General features: G+C 56.4%; 16 protein-coding genes. 15 read left to right on the forward strand and 1 reads right to left on the reverse strand.

What is annotated here, in order from left to right; all coding sequences use genetic code 11:
* Positions 1-34: 34 nt before the first annotated feature.
* The 8 genes from murB to lpxC all read left to right on the forward strand — a co-directional run bounded on the left by murB (position 35) and on the right by lpxC (position 8,002).
* Positions 35-1,009, forward strand: a complete 975-nt coding sequence (murB, locus tag FHW17_RS08125) for a UDP-N-acetylmuramate dehydrogenase (RefSeq protein WP_182509576.1) — start codon at positions 35-37, stop codon at positions 1,007-1,009.
* Between the two features lie 166 nt (positions 1,010-1,175).
* A complete protein-coding gene (locus tag FHW17_RS25170; RefSeq protein WP_234528017.1) occupies positions 1,176-1,322 on the forward strand; it encodes a type II toxin-antitoxin system HicA family toxin in 147 nt (48 codons plus the stop codon).
* Positions 1,319-1,657, forward strand: a complete 339-nt coding sequence (locus tag FHW17_RS25175; protein ID WP_112529112.1) for a type II toxin-antitoxin system HicB family antitoxin — start codon at positions 1,319-1,321, stop codon at positions 1,655-1,657. The genes FHW17_RS25170 and FHW17_RS25175 overlap by 4 nt, the downstream gene beginning before the upstream one ends.
* Before the next feature lie 217 nt (positions 1,658-1,874).
* On the forward strand, positions 1,875-2,801 hold the full coding sequence (locus FHW17_RS08140) for a D-alanine--D-alanine ligase (RefSeq protein WP_112529114.1): 927 nt from the start codon (positions 1,875-1,877) through the stop codon (positions 2,799-2,801).
* Positions 2,802-2,836: 35 nt separating this feature from the next.
* Positions 2,837-3,730, forward strand: coding sequence for a cell division protein FtsQ/DivIB (locus FHW17_RS08145; protein ID WP_227988026.1), 894 nt, complete (start codon positions 2,837-2,839; stop codon positions 3,728-3,730).
* The gene (gene ftsA / locus FHW17_RS08150; RefSeq protein ID WP_112529118.1) at positions 3,727-5,049 is read left to right on the forward strand and encodes a cell division protein FtsA; all 1,323 of its coding nucleotides are present in this window, start codon (positions 3,727-3,729) and stop codon (positions 5,047-5,049) included. The genes FHW17_RS08145 and ftsA overlap by 4 nt, the downstream gene beginning before the upstream one ends.
* A 66-nt stretch (positions 5,050-5,115) precedes the next feature.
* Positions 5,116-6,810, forward strand: coding sequence for a cell division protein FtsZ (gene ftsZ, locus FHW17_RS08155; protein WP_112529120.1), 1,695 nt, complete (start codon positions 5,116-5,118; stop codon positions 6,808-6,810).
* 229 nt (positions 6,811-7,039) lie between these two features.
* A complete protein-coding gene (gene lpxC / locus FHW17_RS08160; protein WP_182509577.1) occupies positions 7,040-8,002 on the forward strand; it encodes a UDP-3-O-acyl-N-acetylglucosamine deacetylase in 963 nt (320 codons plus the stop codon).
* A gap of 412 nt (positions 8,003-8,414) precedes the next feature.
* Here lpxC and FHW17_RS08165 read toward each other — a convergent pair whose 3' ends face one another.
* Positions 8,415-9,317: a LysR substrate-binding domain-containing protein gene (locus FHW17_RS08165; protein WP_182509578.1), complete on the reverse strand. Its 903-nt coding sequence runs from the start codon at positions 9,315-9,317 to the stop codon at positions 8,415-8,417.
* A gap of 141 nt (positions 9,318-9,458) precedes the next feature.
* On the opposite strand from FHW17_RS08165, the gene FHW17_RS08170 reads away from it, so the two are divergent.
* The 7 genes from FHW17_RS08170 to FHW17_RS08200 all read left to right on the forward strand — a co-directional run bounded on the left by FHW17_RS08170 (position 9,459) and on the right by FHW17_RS08200 (position 16,820).
* Positions 9,459-9,848, forward strand: coding sequence for a tautomerase family protein (locus tag FHW17_RS08170; protein ID WP_091878481.1), 390 nt, complete (start codon positions 9,459-9,461; stop codon positions 9,846-9,848).
* 32 nt (positions 9,849-9,880) lie between these two features.
* Complete coding sequence (locus tag FHW17_RS08175; RefSeq protein WP_182509579.1) at positions 9,881-10,318, forward strand: cupin domain-containing protein; 438 nt, start codon at positions 9,881-9,883, stop codon at positions 10,316-10,318.
* Entirely contained in the window at positions 10,315-10,878 is a 564-nt protein-coding gene (locus FHW17_RS08180; protein WP_182509580.1) for a DUF4865 family protein, read from the forward strand. Before FHW17_RS08175 ends, FHW17_RS08180 begins: the two co-directional genes overlap by 4 nt.
* Before the next feature lie 225 nt (positions 10,879-11,103).
* On the forward strand, positions 11,104-11,973 hold the full coding sequence (locus FHW17_RS08185) for an outer membrane protein assembly factor BamD (protein ID WP_112529126.1): 870 nt from the start codon (positions 11,104-11,106) through the stop codon (positions 11,971-11,973).
* A gap of 22 nt (positions 11,974-11,995) precedes the next feature.
* A complete protein-coding gene (gene recN / locus FHW17_RS08190; RefSeq protein WP_182509581.1) occupies positions 11,996-13,669 on the forward strand; it encodes a DNA repair protein RecN in 1,674 nt (557 codons plus the stop codon).
* Positions 13,670-13,974: 305 nt separating this feature from the next.
* Positions 13,975-16,119 (forward strand): NAD-dependent DNA ligase LigA, encoded by a 2,145-nt coding sequence (gene ligA / locus FHW17_RS08195; RefSeq protein ID WP_182509582.1) that lies wholly within the window; start codon positions 13,975-13,977, stop codon positions 16,117-16,119.
* Positions 16,116-16,820, forward strand: coding sequence for a TIGR02453 family protein (locus FHW17_RS08200; protein WP_182509583.1), 705 nt, complete (start codon positions 16,116-16,118; stop codon positions 16,818-16,820). Before ligA ends, FHW17_RS08200 begins: the two co-directional genes overlap by 4 nt.
* Positions 16,821-17,081: the final 261 nt, after the last annotated feature.

The raw sequence follows: 17,081 nt of genomic DNA on the forward strand, positions 1-17,081 counted from the left end.
GGGTGCCTCACGCCATAACTGCTGGAAGGATATTATGTCTTCAAGGATTGATGGCGAGGCTCTGCTTGGCAAGCTGGGGGATCGTTTCTCAGGCTTACGCGGGCGGCTGACGCCCAATATGGGAATGGAAAAAGTCACATGGTTCCGCGCCGGTGGCCCTGCTGAAGTCATGTTCCAGCCCGCCGACGAAGAAGACCTTGCCACGTTCCTTCAGGCAGTTCCCGAAGAATATCCGATCCTCGTTGTCGGGATCGGCTCCAACCTTCTGGTGCGTGATGGCGGCGTGCCGGGTTTTGTCGTGCGCCTTTCGGCCAAGGGCTTTGGCGAGGTTGAGCGCGTGGGTGATACACAGCTACGCGCCGGAGCAGCGACGCCAGACAAGCGGCTTGCCGCGACCGCACTTGATGCAAAAATTGCCGGTTTCCATTTTTATCATGGCATACCCGGCGGCCTTGGCGGGGCCCTGCGTATGAATGCCGGTGCCAATGGCGTTGAAACACGCGAGCGGGTGGTCGAGGTGCGGGCGCTCGACCGAAAGGGCAATGTGCATATCCTGTCCAATGCGGATATGGGCTATGAATATCGCCATTCCGGTGCCGCCAAGGATCTGATTTTTACCTCCGCCCTGCTTGAGGGAACACCGGGTGAAACTCATGCCATTCAGGCAGCGATGAATGCGGTTCAGCAGCACCGCGAGACAGTGCAGCCGATCCGTGAAAAAACCGGTGGATCGACCTTCAAGAACCCGGAAGGCACCTCCGCGTGGAAGGAAATTGATGCCGCCGGCGGTCGCGGTCTGATGATTGGCGGCGCACAGATGTCGCCGATGCACTGCAATTTCATGATCAATACGGGCACTGCCAGCGGGCATGATCTGGAAACGCTCGGTGAGACAATCCGTGCCCGCGTGCTGGAAAATTCCGGCATTCACCTGCATTGGGAAATCAAGCGTCTGGGGCTTTTCCGTCCCGGTCAGGAAGTCCAGGAGTATCTGGGCCAGCTTTTGTAAGTTCTGAATACTGAAATCATTTTTATTGTTATTAGTACTATAATTTGGTACCATTAATCTGAAGAGAAGACACCACGCAACTCTGGTGCAGATATTCAGTCGTCCGGTCAGTGGTTCAATCCGCTGGGCGGAGATTGAAGCGCTGTTTATTTGTCTGGGCGCTGAGGTGAGTGAAAGAGAGGGTTCGCGCATTGGTGTATTTCTGTTCGGTGAAGTCAGGGTGTTTCATCGCCCGCACCCATCGCCGGATACCGATAAAGGCGCGGTTGCCGCTATCCGAAAATGGCTTGAGAGCCATGGAGTAAGACCTTGAAGAACATTCTTGATGTGGATGGCCACAAGGCTGTCATTTCATTTGATCCTGAACTGGGCCTGATAAGAGGTGAGTTTCTCGGACTGAATGGCGGTGCGGATTTTTACGCGCAAAGCGTCGAAGGGCTTCTTTTGGAAGGGAGAAAGTCTCTTCAGGTCTTTCTTGAGATGTGCGCGGAGAAGGGCATCGCGCCATTTCGCGAATTTTCCGGCCGTTTTAATGTTCGTCTGACTGCTGACGTTCACGAGGCTGCCGTTTTGGCAGCCGCAGCGGAGAACAAAAGTCTGAATGAATGGATTGCCGGGGCAATCGAAGCGGCAACACGGGCCGCATAATCGGGTTCATGACTCTTTTTTTCCACGAAATATCATTGTTGAATCAAAGGGGACTTGTCAGCGAATCAACTCTCTGATTCTTTAGGGACAAGCGTTAACTGATTTGAGTCGGCTGATTTCAATCAGCCTCGGGTGCCTGCGGTCTTGATCGCCGGGCTTGCGGAGACTCATGTCAAATTTTCGCTTTCGATGGGGATGTGTTTGAGGGGTTGCCTCCATGGCGAAAAAGCATGTTGCGATGCTGATGGGTGGGTTTTCATCGGAACGTCCGGTGAGTCTCTCCTCGGGCAATGCCTGCGCTGCTGCTCTGGAAGCTGAGGGTTATCAAATCACCCGCGTTGATGTCGGGCGGGATGTCGCCAGTGTGCTCGCCGAATTGCGCCCTGATGTGGCGTTCAATGCCTTGCATGGCCCCTTTGGTGAAGACGGCACAATTCAGGGCATCCTCGAATATCTGGAAATTCCCTATACGCACTCCGGCGTGCTTGCCTCGGCTCTGGCCATGGACAAGGAGCAGGCCAAGACTGTGGCCAAGGCTGCTGGTGTTCCCGTGGCTGAAGCCAAGGTGATGAACCGTTTCGATTTCACGACCAAACATCCGATGAAGCCGCCTTACGTGGTCAAGCCTGTCAATGAAGGTTCGAGCTTCGGTGTTGTCATCGTCAAGGAAGATCAGTCGCATCCGCCGCAGGTGATCACCTCGCCTGAATGGAAATATGGCAACACAGTTATGGTCGAGCGTTACATTCACGGACGCGAATTGACCTGCGCGGTGATGGGCGACGTGGCAATCGGAGTATGCGAAATCATTCCTGTGGGCCATCAGTTCTACGATTATGATTCAAAATATGTTGCAGGCGGATCAAATCATGTGTGTCCGGCAAAAATTTCACTAAAAATTTACCAAAAAATACAAACACTAGCACTCAAGGCGCATCAGGCAATTGGATGTAAAGGGATTAGCCGGTCGGACTTCCGTTACGACGACCGTTTTTCCGAAGATGGCGAACTGATTTGGCTGGAGGTAAACACTCAGCCGGGCATGACTCCAACATCTCTTGTACCTGATATCGCCAAAGCTGCGGGGCATACCTTCGGTGAATTGTTGAGTTGGATGGTGGAGGACGCATCGTGTTTGCGTTGAAGGGCAAAAATATACACCCACGGGGTGTGGCGCCGGTGTCTTCGGACAGGACGGCTGCTTTTGGCCGTTTCCGCTTTGTCCTGCCGAAATTCCTGCGCAAGCCTGTGCGCGTCTTTACCCGTATGGTCGAGGGTGAAGTTCATATTCCCAATCACACCGGCACGCTCGGTGCCGTGGTATTTCTGGCTCTGACCGGTGCTTACGGCGCCATTCTCGGCGGTCATGCGCCCGAGGTGGTCAAGGTGACGACTTCGACCTTCGGTTTTGCCATTGAAGATGTGAAGGTCGTCGGCAACAAGGAAACCTCGGAGATCGACGTGCTTGGTGCGCTTGGTCTTGATGGCGAGACTTCACTGGTTGGCCTGAGTGCAGCCGATGCGCAAAAAGCCGTTGCGACCTTGCCTTGGGTTGAATCGGTTGATGTGTTCAAGGTCTATCCAAACACCATCCAGATTTCGATTCATGAGCGCTCTGCGCTGGCCATCTGGCAGAACGGCGATGATCTGTCGGTCATTGACGCCGATGGTCGTGTGATCGTGCCCTATACGGCTGGCCGCAATGCCGGATTGCCGCTGATTATGGGTGCCGGTGCCGACAAGCAGGCGAAAATGCTGTTCGCCCAGATTGCCGCGTTTCCGCAGGTTGTTTCCGAGGTCAAGGCCTATGCCCGCGTGGCTGACCGGCGCTGGGATCTGATCCTGAAAAACGGCGTGACCGTGATGTTGCCGGAATTCCGCATCGATCAGGCGCTTGCGGACATCGTGAATATGGACCGCAAAGACGGGCTTTTGTCCCGCGCGATCTCGTCGGTGGATCTGCGGCTTGCGGACCGGGTTGTTGTGAAGCTGACGCCAGATGCGATGGTTCAGCGCGTAGAGTTTTTGAAGGCGCGAGACAAAGCGCCTAAGCGTTCGGAGAAGCGTATATGAGTATTCTGAACGGAAAGAACGCGTCATCTGGAGCTGCTTCCGCAAAACGGACGCGGTCTTTGACAGTTCTTGATATTGGTTCAAGCAAGGTGTGCTGCATCATCGCCCGGCTGCGTCCGCGCGAGGAAAGTTCGCATCTGCCTGGCCGTACCCATCGCATCGAAGTGCTTGGTATCGGCCATCAGAAATCACGCGGTATCAAATCCGGCGTCATCGTCAATCTCGACGCAGCCGAACAGGCTATTCGTCTGGCCGTCGATGCGGCTGAACGCATGGCTGGCCTGACTGTCGACTCAATGATCGTCAACATTTCTGCCGGTCGCCTGAAGAGCGAAAGCTTTTCCGCCAGCATCAATCTGGGCGGTCATGAAGTCGATCAGTCCGATATCCGCCGGGTGCTTGCTGCGGGTGCCAAGCAGGCACTGGCAACGGAGCGTCACCTCGTTCACTCGCTGCCCATCGGTTATGCGCTCGATGGCGAGAAGGGCATTCGCGATCCGCTTGGCATGATCGGCGACACGCTCGGCGTTGAGATGCATGTGCTGACCGCCGATGCGGCGCCATTGCGCAATCTCGAATTGTGCGTCAATCGCTGCCACCTCTCGGTTGAAGCGATGATTGCAACGCCCTATGCCAGCGGTCTTTCCGCGCTTGTCGATGACGAAGCGGAAATGGGTGCTGCCTGCATCGATATGGGCGGCGGCACGACAACGATTTCGGTTTTCTCCGAAGGCAAGTTCATTCATGCCGATGCTATTGCGATTGGCGGCAATCACGTGACCATGGATGTGGCGCGCGGTCTTTCCGCCCATATGGACGATGCGGAACGTTTGAAGGTCATGCACGGTTCGGCCTTGCCAAGTGCTGCCGATGATCGCGACCTGATCAGCGTTTCGCCGCTCGGCAATGATGGCCGGGACGTTCCCAATCAATATCCACGCGCTGTACTCACCCGCATCATCCGGGCTCGTGTGGAAGAAACACTGGAATTGGCACGTGATCGCCTGAACCAGTCCGGCTACGGCCAGATTGTCGGCAAGCGTGTTGTCCTGACAGGTGGAGCCAGCCAGTTGGCCGGCTTGCCTGAAGTGGCGCGCCGTATTCTGGCCCGCAACGTACGTATTGGCCGTCCTCTGGGTGTTACGGGGCTTCCCGAAGCAGCCAAGGGGCCAGCTTTCTCCGCAGCGGTCGGTCTGTTGATCTATCCGCAGGTGGCAGGAATTGAAGAGCGTTCTGTAAAGGCCGGTTCATCATCGCTGATGACAGGTACGGGTGGGCGTTTTCAGCGTATCGGCCAGTGGCTGAAAGAGAGTTTTTGATCAATCCGGGGAAACCCAAAAAAGATACCGCGGCGGCGACGCGGTAAAGGAAAAAGGAACAAACAAATGAGCATCAATCTGCAAAAGCCGGACATTACCGAGCTTAAGCCCCGGATCACCGTATTTGGTGTTGGTGGTGGCGGTGGCAACGCGGTCAATAACATGATCAATGCCGGTTTGCGCGGTGTTGAGTTTGTTGTGGCCAATACGGACGCCCAGGCACTGGCGCAGTCAAAGGCTGAACGTCTTATTCAGCTTGGGGCGGCTGTAACAGAAGGTCTTGGCGCTGGTTCGCAGCCGGAAGTTGGCCGCGCAGCCGCTGAAGAATGCATCGATGAAATCAACGATCACCTGCAGGGCACGCATATGTGCTTCGTAACGGCAGGCATGGGCGGCGGTACCGGTACCGGTGCAGCCCCTGTTGTTGCCCGCGCCGCACGCGAAAAAGGCATCCTGACCGTTGGTGTTGTCACCAAGCCTTTCCATTTCGAAGGTCAGCGCCGCATGCGCACCGCCGATATGGGCATTGAGGACCTGCAGAAGAATGTCGATACACTGATCGTCATTCCAAACCAGAACCTTTTCCGCATCGCCAATGACAAGACGACCTTTGCCGATGCCTTCGCCATGGCCGATCAGGTTCTCTACTCCGGTGTTGCCTGCATCACCGACCTGATGGTCAAGGAAGGCCTGATCAATCTCGACTTCGCCGACGTTCGTTCGGTGATGCGCGAGATGGGCAAGGCGATGATGGGCACAGGTGAGGCTTCCGGTGATGGCCGTGCAATGGCCGCTGCTGAAGCTGCAATTGCCAACCCGCTTTTGGATGAAACTTCCATGCGCGGTGCCAAGGGCCTGCTGATCTCGATCACCGGCGGGCGTGACATGACGCTGTTTGAAGTGGACGAGGCTGCAACACGTATTCGCGAAGAAGTCGATCAGGATGCAAACATCATCCTCGGCGCAACCTTCGATGAAAGCCTTGAAGGCATCATCCGCGTTTCGGTCGTGGCAACAGGTATCGACAAGCAGGTAGGAGATTCGGCCCCTGCGCCGATCGAATTTCGCCAGCCGATGAAGCCGATTGCCAAGCCGGTCCAGCAGCCAGCTGCCCGGGTTGAAACCGTTGCACCACGTCCTGCTGTGCAGCAGCCAGCCGCCCGTATCGCAGATCCGGTCGCCGACGCAATGCGCGCCGCCGAAATGGAAATGCCACAGCGCGCACCGCAGCCTGCCGAACAGGAATTCCGCCCGCAGAGCCGTATTTTCCAGGCTCCTGCTCCTGAAGTCTTTGATGCGCCTGTTGCCGCTGCACCGCAGCAGCCGGTTCATCAGCCAGCACCGCAGCCACAGGCTCCTGTGCAGGCCGCGCCGGCTCCGCAGCCAGCACCGGCACCACGCATGCCTAACGTTGCTGATTTCCCGCCGGTTGTTCAGGCAGAACTCAATGCCCGCGACCATGGCCGTGATCAGGCATCCTATGACAGCCACGAAGACCGTGGCCCGATGGGTCTCCTGAAGCGCCTGACCGCTGGCCTGACCCGCCGTGAAGATGACACGGCACGGCTCGAGCCAGCGCAGCCACGCGAACCGGCCATGCGCCCGGCAGAACCACGCCGCCCGCTGTCGCAGGATGCATCGATCTACGCACCGCGTCGCGGACAGCTTGACGAACAGGGCCGCGTTCAGCCGCAGTCCCGTCAGTCGTCGGAAGATGATCAGCTTGAAATCCCGGCATTCCTGCGCCGTCAGGCTAACTGATCCGATCACGGATTATTAAGAAATATAAAACCCGCCATTGTTTCAATGGCGGGTTTTTTCATTCAAACTATTGAAAAACCTTGGAAACGACCTAGTTTTTATCTGATCAGCGCCATTAAAGGGCTGCCGAAACCGTGATTTTGTCTGGCGCTGCGTCAAATGTATCTTGCGGCGCAAAATAGCTGCGGTTCCGTTTGATTCTGGCAGAACGGCACGGATTGAATTTTCAATGATATGGGCAAATCAGAGGTCTCAGTTGCGCGACTATCAAACGACCATCGCAGAACAGGTCTCGCTATCGGGGATTGGTGTACACAGTGGCACGCCCGTCAGCATGACCTTTCTGCCGTCGGACCCTGACACTGGCATTGTCTTTCACCGGCTCGATTCGGCGGGCACCAGCCATGAGATCAAAGCCTTGATTTCGGAAGTCGGCACCACGGATCTGAGCACCACCCTTACCAATCGTGATGGCGTCAGTGTCAGCACCGTTGAACATGTCATGGCCGCCATATCGGGGGCAGGGATCGACAATCTGATTATCAGGATTGACGGACCGGAGGTGCCCATCGTCGATGGAACATCGGCGGCTTTTCTTGCAGCCTTTGATCAGGCCGGGCTTGTGGCCCAAATGGCCAAGCGCCGTTATATCCGCGTGCTCAAGCCATCGCGCATTGAGGCTGGAGCGTCATGGGCGGAGTTTCGCCCCTATGATGGTACGCGCTACGAGGTGGAAATCGATTTCGAAACCCCCGTCATCGGCAGGCAGGCCTTCACCGGCGATATGAGCGAAGCGGTTTTCCGCGACGAGATTTCCCGCGCCCGTACTTTCGGGTTCATGCGCGATGTGGAAAAGCTCTGGGCGGCTGGGCTGGCGCTGGCGTCATCGCTCGACAATTCGCTCGTTATCGGTGACGACCACAATATCATCAATCCCGGTGGCCTGCGGTTCAAGGATGAATTCGTGCGCCACAAGACGCTGGATGCGGTTGGTGATCTTGCGCTGGCCGGTAGCCCGTTTATCGGCTGCTTCCGGTCCTATCGTGGCGGGCACCGTTTGAATGCCATGGCGCTGCGCGCGCTATTATCTGATCCGTCAGGGTTTGAGATTGTCGAGATGCCTGATCAAGCAGGTCAAGGTGCATCATTGGGCGCGGTCAATGCAGCAGTGTTTGCGCCCCGGGTGATTTAGACATGCTGAATATTCTAAAGCACCATCTCTCCATATTCTAAAGCACCCATCTCTCCGTCATCCAAAAACGCTCAACCCTCCGTCATCCTCGGGCTTGACCCGAGGACCCAATCTCGCATCGCGTGAGATAGTACAATTCCACTTTGAAGTCGGGATTTAGCCAATGCATTTCACAAATGCGGATATTGCTGTTCCGCTAGGGGGTCCTCGGGTCAAGCCCGAGGATGACGGAGAGAGGTAAAAGGTGACGGTGCTGTCGGGAGTGCATGGTTCGACAGGCTCACCATGAGGCCCTTCGACAGGCTCAGGGTGAGGGGGGCTTTATTCTGCAACGTTGACGATTATCGTTGCATCCACACTCTCCCTCATGGTGAGCCTGTCGAACCACGAACCACAAACCACTCACAACGGCCTAAGCAGCCTCGGCCCGGACAGGCACAAACTCCTGCAAGGCTTGCAAAATGATCGAGGCCAATCGCGCAGTAACGGCCGCGGGTTCCGAGTCGGCTCGTAGCAGGTCCAGTCCAATTTTTGGCAGAACGGGCAGCCCGTTTTCCTCCGGTGCGATCAGCTGGACAGATTTGGGCAAGCCAATGGGCGTGCGGATGGTCAGGCCCAACCCCGCTGCCGTTGCTGCCCATAAGCCGCCAAGGCTCGGGCTGATGAACGCCAGCCGCCAGGCAATACCGGCGCGGTCAAGCGCGTTGATGGCCGCCGTGCGCAAAAGGCAGGGCGCTTCCAGCGCGGCCAGCGGCAGGGGGTCGCCATCGGATTTTTGCCAGAGCATATTGGGATTGACCGAGCCCACCCAGCACATGGGTACATCCATGATGCGTTGACCGTAGGGGAGTGGTGCGCCGATATTCCACGCCAATGCGAGATCAAGCCGGCCCGAGGTGACGCGATCAACCAGCTCGGCATTGCGGGCAACGCGCGCCTCGATGCGCACTTTCGGGTGTGCCCGGGCAAATTGTCCGAGAATATTGGGCAGCAGGGTTTCGCCGAAATCCTCCTGCAGACCGAGCCGCACCCAGCCTTCCAGTTCAATGCCATGGATGGCGCTTGCCGCCTCGTCGTTCAGGTCAAGCAACCGTCTGGCATAGGCAAGCATGGTCTCGCCCGCGTCGGTGAGCGCCAGTCCGCGCCCGGATTTCTGGAAGATGGGCGTACCTGCCTGCTGTTCCAGCTTTTTCAGTTGCGCGCTGACAGCCGAGGTGGAACGACCAAGCCTGTCCGCCGCCTTGGCAAAATTGCCGAGATCAACCCCCGTGGCGAAGGTTCGCAGCACATCGAGATCAAATGTGGTTTGACGCATCGTCATTAATCCACTTTTTCAGGATCATTGATCCAATTATTTCTGATTATCAGGATTATTGTGGCGTGCTAGAACCATTTCGTCAAGTTCAATTGCGCCCGCCACCAGAAACCGGAGCGCCAGATCAAAGAGGATAGGTCCATGCCATTCGCCCGTATTTCCCTGCGTGAGGGTAAGTCTGATGACTATCTGAAGGCCGTGTCTGACAGCCTGTATCAGGCCATGATCGAGACGTTCAATGTCCCTGTTAACGATCTATTCCAGGTTATCCATCAGCACCGCCCGAACGAGTTCATTTTTGACCGAAACTATCTTGGTGGTCCGCGTTCCGATGATTTCATCATTTTCGCCATCGCAATCGGCAAGCCGCGCGATACGGCAACGAAAAAGGCATTCTATGAGAGGCTGGTTGAGCGGCTTGCGGCTGCCCCCGGCGTGCGGCCCGAAGACGTCATGATCATCATCAGCACATCCAGCCGGGATGAGTGGTCCTTTGCCAATGGCGGTATGCAGATGTTCGAGGTTGCCTGAATCCAGCTTCTTTCAAAACAGGTGATAGTCCCATGAATGACCATGTACCAACCAAACCAAAGACCTGCCCCGGCCAAATGACGGTGCGCCGGGCAGGAACTGCAATTGCCCGTTCTCCTGATGGTATTTCCTCCGCGCCGTTCTGGGCGGAGATGCTGCTCGAAAGCGAACAGGAGGGCGAGAACACCGTCATGCGTGCAACGGTTGATCCAGATGTCATCACGCATTGGCATACGCATCCACGCGGGCAATTTCTCTATGTGCTGTCGGGTGTTGGTCTCGCCCAGCGCGATGGTGGCCCGGTTGAGGAATTGCGGGCAGGGGATTGCGTCTGGTTCGCCCCGAATGAACGCCATTGGCATGGTGCCAGCTATAGGAGCGCGTTCTCCTATATCAGCATTCAGGCTGTGCATGAGGGCAAGTCCGTATACTGGCTTGAACCTGTTGACCGGAAAGGCATCAAACCATGATTGCCATGCAGTATAGTTTCACCCTGCCATCCGATTACGATATGGCGATCATTGACCGCCGTATTGCGGAGAAGGGCCATTTGCTCGACAATTTCCCGCATCTTCGCTTCAAGGCCTATCTGTCGGCGCGCCGTACCGATGAAACCCGTAGCCGCGACAATCTCTATGCACCATTTTATCTCTGGGATGACGTGCAGGGACTGAACAATTTTCTCGGCGGGGATGGGTTTGTCGCCGTGTCACAATCGTTTGGGCGACCACAGGTGAAATCCTGGTTTGTCTGGCAGGCGCGCATTGCACCCGATGTTGCACAGGCGGTATTTGCTACCCGTGAGATTCTGCCTGTTGATATGAGCATACCCGTTGGCGACAGGCGGCGTCTGGAGAGTGAAAAGGCGATTGAAGACATCGAACAATCGGGCGTTGTCGCCTCTGTCACCGGCTTTGAACCCACCACATGGACGGTTGTGCGATTCCGCCTGTGGAGCGCCGAAGGGCCAGGTCCGGTCAATGCCGCCACCCAGATTTACAAGGTCGGCCATCTTTCGCTGCCAAAATAAAGGAATATTGCCTTTTCACAGCTCATTTCTGTCTCTGCCACAAATTTGGACGATTAGATGGCAATAAGATTGCTGATTCTGTCGGCTTGTGGTTTAAGAACGCCCAACTGACGGTTAGTTTGACTGTATCTAGAGCATGATGCGCAAACGTGATATCGAATTTGCGCAGAATGCTCTAATTTCTTGAATGGGGCCTAAGACAGAATGGCGAGTTGCAGAATGTCGATGAGTGCAGGGTTTGGCAGCAAGGCCCGTTTGGCCCTTCTTCTGGCGTCCGTTGCTGGTATTACCGCTATTTCAGGTTGTGCTTCGAAAGATGATGACCTCGATCTGTCTGCTTATGTCGACACAATCGAGCCCGCCGATGTGCTTTACAATCAGGCCCTTGCCAATCTGAACGCCGGGCGTCTTGACGAGGCTGCCAAGAAGTTTGATGCGGTTGACCGCCAGCATCCCTATTCTGAATTTGCCCGCAAGGCGCTCGTGATGGGCGCTTTTGCGAATTATCGCGCCGGCAAATATGATGATGCGCTTGCCATGACGAAGCGTTACATCGCACTTTATCCGACGCAGCCGGAAGCTGCCTATGCCTATTACATCACCGGCCTTTGCTACTACCGGCAGATTCCAGATGTGACGCGCGAACAGAGCATGACACGCCGCTCCATCGGTGCTTTCAACGAAGTGGTCGAACGCTTCCCGCAGTCGGAATATGTTGAAGACTCCAAGGCAAAGATCCGCTTTGCCCGCGACCAGCTCGCCGGTAAGGAAATGCAGGTTGGTCGTTACTATCTGGAGCGCAAGGACTACCTTGCTTCGATCAAGCGCTTCCGCGGCGTTGTCGAACAATATTCCAATACACGCCACATCGAAGAAGCGCTGGCCCGTCTGACAGAAGCCTATTATGCGCTTGGTCTGACCAGTGAAGCCCAGACAGCCGCTGCGGTGCTTGGACAGAATTATCCTGATAGCCAGTGGTACAAGGACAGCTACAAGCTGCTGCAGTCAGGTGGTCTGGAGCCTCGCCAGAATGCTGGTTCATGGTTGTCACAGGCTGCCCAATCGATTGTTGGCGGCAAAAAAGATGGCGCATAACAGACTTTAACCTGAGCTACTCATGCTTTCGCACCTGTCGATCCGCGATATTGTTCTGATTGAACGGCTCGACATTGAGTTTCGCGATGGCTTGTCGGTACTCACGGGTGAGACTGGCGCCGGTAAATCCATTCTGCTTGATGCCTTGTCGCTTGCCCTTGGGGCACGCGGCGATGCCTCGCTTGTGCGCCATGGCGCAGAGCAGGGGCAGGTAACTGCCGTGTTCGACGTGGCAGGCGCGCATCCAGCGCGGGCGCTTCTGCGCGACAATGATATCAGCGATGATGGCGACATTATTCTGCGCCGGGTGCAGACATCGGATGGACGCAGCCGTGTTTTCATCAATGATCAGGCTGCGAGTGTCACGCTGCTGCGGGAACTCGGCCGCCGTCTGGTGGAAATTCATGGCCAGCATGATGATCGTGCGCTGATCGATATCGATATTCACCGCACCTTGCTTGATGCCTTTGGCGCGCTGGAAACCAAGGCATCGACAGTGCGCGCCCTGCACAAGACGTGGCGTGATGCTGAGAACACACTGGTCCGGCACCGGGCAAAGGTGGAAGCGGCAACCCGCGAGGCGGATTACCTGCGCGCCTCCGTCGATGAATTGTCCAAGCTTGATCCGGAACCGCTGGAGGAAGAGGCGCTGGCAACCAGACGCACCGAGATGATGCGGTCGGAAAAGATCGCCGGTGATGTGAACGACGCCAATGAAGTCCTGTCTGGTTCGGGCTCGCCGGTGCCATCGCTGGCCAGCCTTGTACGGCGGCTGGAGCGCAAGGTGCCTGAAGCACCGCAATTGCTGGAGCCGGTGGTCAAGGCCATCGATGAGGCGCTCAACGCCCTGACGGAAGCGCAGAACGGGATCGAACAGGCCATTCGCGCCATTGATTTCGATCCGCGTGTTCTGGAGCAAACGGAAGAGCGGCTGTTTGCCCTGCGCGGCGCGGCGCGTAAATATTCGGTTCCGGTCGATGATCTCGCCAGCCTGCGTGACAAGATGGATGCGGATCTTGCAGATATTGATGCGGGTGCAGAACGGCTTGCCGCACTGGAAAAAGAGGCTGTGGCCGCGCGTCTTGCCTATGATGAAGCCGCTTTGAGCCTGTCAGGCGAAAGGCACGAAACTGCCGAGCATCTGAAAGCAGCTGTGATGGCGGAACTGCCTGCTTTGAAGCTGGAGCGGGCGGAATTCATCGTTGAAATGTCCGCCAATCCCGAGAACCGCCTGCCCGAGGGCATTGATACGGTTGAATATTGGGTGCGCACCAATCCCGGTACCCGTGCCGGACCTATGATGAAAGTTGCTTCAGGCGGCGAACTCTCGCGCTTTCTCCTGGCGCTGAAAGTGGCTTTGGCCGACCGTGGTTCCGCGCCGACGCTGGTCTTTGATGAAATTGATACGGGTGTTGGCGGCGCGGTGGCCGATGCCATTGGCCAGCGTCTGCGCCGTCTGTCTGACCGGGTGCAGGTGCTTTCCGTCACCCATGCGCCGCAGGTTGCCGCGCGCGCCCAGACACATTTTCTCATCGCCAAATCCGCTGCGGGCAATGACCGGGTGGCAACATCGATCCACGCGATGGAAACCGGTGATCGTCAGGAAGAAATCGCCCGGATGCTCGCCGGTGCCAGCGTGACGGATGAAGCCCGCGCTGCAGCAGTGCGGTTGCTGCGGGAAAACAGCGCTGCTTGAGTCGTGTGTGAGTTGTGGTGTGGTTCGTGGTTCGACAAGCTCACCATGAGGCCCTTCGACAGGCTCAGGATGAGGGTGCTAAATTCTGTAACGTCTGCGATTAGCATTGCATCACCTCTCTCCCTCATGGTGAGCTTGTCGAACCACGAACCCACGAACCACCAGCATTCACCTCCCTGCGGTCTTTATCGTTCAACTGTCAGCATATGATCACAACCCGCATCCTCGATTGATATTGGCGATGCTTTTCCACGTTTCTTCAGTTAATCTCGCGCCGAATCCGTATTTTCAGCGTCGGACAGGTCATGGCAGATATTTCCGTAGAAGAATTGAGCGAAGCAGAAGCGGCAGAGGAGCTTGGCCGTCTGGCGGCGGAAATTGCCCAGCATGATTACCGCTATAATACGGAAGACGCCCCGACGATTTCCGATGGTGCGTATGACGCCCTGCGGCGCAGAAACCTTGCCATTGAGCAACGTTTTCCGCACCTGAAGCGTGAAGATTCGCCTTCCAACAAGGTGGGTGCGACCGTTTCGGAGAAATTCGGCAAGGTCACACATTCCATACCGATGCTGTCGCTGGACAATGCCTTTTCCGATCAGGATGTGCAGGATTTTGTTGATCGCATCAGACGGTTCCTGAAATTGGGCGCCAGCGCGCCGGTTGCAATCACCGCAGAGCCAAAGATTGACGGACTGTCGCTGTCACTGCGCTATGAACTGGGCCGGCTGGTCACGGCGGCAACCCGCGGCGATGGCACGACGGGCGAAAACGTCACGCTCAATGCCCGCACTGTGGCCAGCATTCCCAATGTGCTTGGCGGCAATCCGCCTGATGTGCTTGAGGTGCGCGGCGAAGTCTATATGAGCCATGCGGATTTTGCCGCGATGAACGAGCGCCAGATACAGGATGGCAAGCCGGTTTTTGCCAATCCGCGCAATGCGGCGGCGGGTTCCCTGCGCCAGCTTGATGCAACGATTACCGCATCGCGGCCCCTGCAATTTTTCGCCTATGCCTGGGGTGAGGTCAGCGAGATGCCTGCTTCAACCCAGATGGGCATGGTTGAAGCCTTCAAATCCTACGGATTCCGCGTTAATCCGCTGATGCAGAAGTTCGATGCGGTTGAGGGACTGGTGAAGCACTACCACCAGATTGAGGAGCAACGCGCGACGCTTGGCTATGATATTGACGGCGTTGTCTACAAGGTTGACGATCTCGCTTTGCAGCAGCGGCTGGGCTTTGTCTCCCGCAGTCCGCGCTGGGCTATCGCACATAAGTTCCCGGCGGAACGGGCCATCACCATTTTGCGCGGCATCGATATTCAGGTTGGCCGCACCGGCGCGTTGACACCCGTGGCGCGGCTGGAGCCGGTGACGGTGGGCGGCGTTGTCGTCACCAACGTGACCCTGCACAATGAGGATTACATCAAAGGGATCGGCCAGAATGGCCAGCCGATCCGCGAGGGCCGTGATCTCAGGGTTGGCGATACCGTTGTCGTGCAGCGCGCGGGTGATGTCATTCCGCAGATTGTTGATATTGTCGCGGACAAGCCGCGCGGTCCGTCGCCCTATGTTTTCCCCGATACATGCCCAGCCTGCGGCTCGCATGCGGTGCGTGAGGAGGGGGAAGCCGTCAGGCGCTGCACAGGCGGCCTTATCTGCCCGGCACAGGCGGTGGAACGTATCCGGCATTTTGTATCGCGCAATGCCTTCGACATTGAAGGTCTTGGCGAAAAGCAGGTCGAGTTCTTCTTCAAATCCGACGATCCGGCGCTGCATATCGGCACGCCTGCGGATATCTTTACCTTGAGGAAAAGGCAGGAAGCATCGCTGACCAAGCTTGAGAATATTGACGGCTTCGGTGCCGTATCGGTCAAGAAACTCTACGATGCGATTGATGACCGGCGGCAGGTGACGCTCAGCCGGTTCGTGTACGCGCTTGGCATTCGCCATGTGGGCGAGGTCAATGCCAAGCGTCTGGCCAAGGCCTATCGCTCCTATGATGCGCTTGCAGCGGTGGCGCAGGCTGCAACCCTGCCGGTGGATAAATCCGACAAGGGCAATGATGCATGGCGCGAACTCAACGATGTCGAGGGCATTGGCAGCATCGTGGCGGAAGCGCTGGTTGATTTCTATGCGGAAGAGCATAACCGCACGGCGCTTTCTGCATTGCTGGCGGAGGTGACACCGCTTGACGAGGAAGTGCGCACCGTCGGCAACTCACCGGTTGCGGGCAAGACAATTGTCTTCACCGGTTCGCTGGAACGCATGTCGCGCGACGAGGCAAAAGCCATGGCCGAACGTTATGGCGCCAAAACAGCCGGTTCCGTGTCGAAAAAGACTGATCTCGTCGTGGCGGGACCGGGCGCCGGTTCGAAGCTGACACAGGCGCAGTCACTGGGCATTGAAGTCATCGATGAAGATAGCTGGTTCACATTGGTGGGCGCATGAGCGAGACGGTTTTCAAAGGCTTTGGCGACAAGGCGCTGCCTTTTCTGAAAGCACTGGATTTTCACCAGAACCGCGAATGGTTTCTGGAGAATAAGGACCTGTTCGAAGCGCATCTGCTGGAACCGCTGGGTGATCTGATCGATGATCTCATCATCAGGTTTGAAAAAGCCGGATTGCCGTTCAAGGGCGACCGCAAGAAATCGCAGTTCCGTATCAAGCGCGATACGCGCTTTGCCAAGGATAAGAGCCCCTATAACCGGCACCTTTCGGCATTGCTTTCGCCTGATGGGAGCAAATGGGCCGAATCAGGCTGTTTCTACGTCTGCATTGGCCTTGAGGACTACAAAGGCTGCTATGCGGCGGTGGCGTGGTGGCAGCAAAAGCCGGAGCTTCTACTTGCCATGCGCAAGGCCATTGTTGAAAAGCCGGAGAATTACCGCGCCATGGTGGCTGCGCTGAAGAAGGGCGGTCTGACCCTCAGCGATTATGACCGGTTGAAGCGCACGCCGCGCGGCTTTGAAACGGTCGTGGATGCCGATCTCATTGAAGCCTTGCGCAACCGGCATTTTGCCGTGCGTTACCCGATCGACCCTGATGGCATTACGTCACCGGCACTTGCCGATGAATTGCTGGCGTTTGCAACCAAGGCAAAGCCGCTGATTGATTGGGGCAGGAAGATCGAAGGTACGCTTGTTTCCTGATGATTGTGATGGCGGGATCAGATCCCTGTTTGATTCAAAACACCAAGAGTTTGGGTGATTGAGGCCAAATTGTGTTGTCGTAGCAACACCCGTTCAGGCAATAAATTATCAGCGGATTATTCAGCTTATTAATGTTGACTTTTATGGTCATGTTTTTGTAGTGAACAAATGTACAGCGTGAATACACGCAGATAAATTCAGCTCAGCAAGCCATAAACACGGCGCGGTTATTGCGCTCAACGTTAAGCCAGCCAAGCACTC

It is taken from the genome of Phyllobacterium sp. P30BS-XVII (assembly GCF_014138335.1).
GTDB classification, from domain to species: domain Bacteria; phylum Pseudomonadota; class Alphaproteobacteria; order Rhizobiales; family Rhizobiaceae; genus Phyllobacterium; species Phyllobacterium meliloti.

What these genes read in the sequence shown, in the direction of transcription:
- recN (WP_182509581.1), top strand. Translation starts at nt 11,996, where the DNA reads ATGCTTTCGCACCTGTCGATCCGCGATATTGTTCTGATTGAACGGCTC.
- FHW17_RS08170 (WP_091878481.1), top strand. Translation starts at nt 9,459, where the DNA reads ATGCCATTCGCCCGTATTTCCCTGCGTGAGGGTAAGTCTGATGACTAT.
- FHW17_RS08180 (WP_182509580.1), top strand. Translation starts at nt 10,315, where the DNA reads ATGATTGCCATGCAGTATAGTTTCACCCTGCCATCCGATTACGATATG.
- lpxC (WP_182509577.1), top strand. Translation starts at nt 7,040, where the DNA reads ATGATATGGGCAAATCAGAGGTCTCAGTTGCGCGACTATCAAACGACC.
- FHW17_RS08200 (WP_182509583.1), top strand. Translation starts at nt 16,116, where the DNA reads ATGAGCGAGACGGTTTTCAAAGGCTTTGGCGACAAGGCGCTGCCTTTT.
- ftsZ (WP_112529120.1), top strand. Translation starts at nt 5,116, where the DNA reads ATGAGCATCAATCTGCAAAAGCCGGACATTACCGAGCTTAAGCCCCGG.
- FHW17_RS08175 (WP_182509579.1), top strand. Translation starts at nt 9,881, where the DNA reads ATGAATGACCATGTACCAACCAAACCAAAGACCTGCCCCGGCCAAATG.
- FHW17_RS08140 (WP_112529114.1), top strand. Translation starts at nt 1,875, where the DNA reads ATGGCGAAAAAGCATGTTGCGATGCTGATGGGTGGGTTTTCATCGGAA.
- FHW17_RS08165 (WP_182509578.1), bottom strand. Translation starts at nt 9,317, where the DNA reads ATGCGTCAAACCACATTTGATCTCGATGTGCTGCGAACCTTCGCCACG.
- murB (WP_182509576.1), top strand. Translation starts at nt 35, where the DNA reads ATGTCTTCAAGGATTGATGGCGAGGCTCTGCTTGGCAAGCTGGGGGAT.
- ligA (WP_182509582.1), top strand. Translation starts at nt 13,975, where the DNA reads ATGGCAGATATTTCCGTAGAAGAATTGAGCGAAGCAGAAGCGGCAGAG.
- ftsA (WP_112529118.1), top strand. Translation starts at nt 3,727, where the DNA reads ATGAGTATTCTGAACGGAAAGAACGCGTCATCTGGAGCTGCTTCCGCA.
- FHW17_RS08185 (WP_112529126.1), top strand. Translation starts at nt 11,104, where the DNA reads ATGAGTGCAGGGTTTGGCAGCAAGGCCCGTTTGGCCCTTCTTCTGGCG.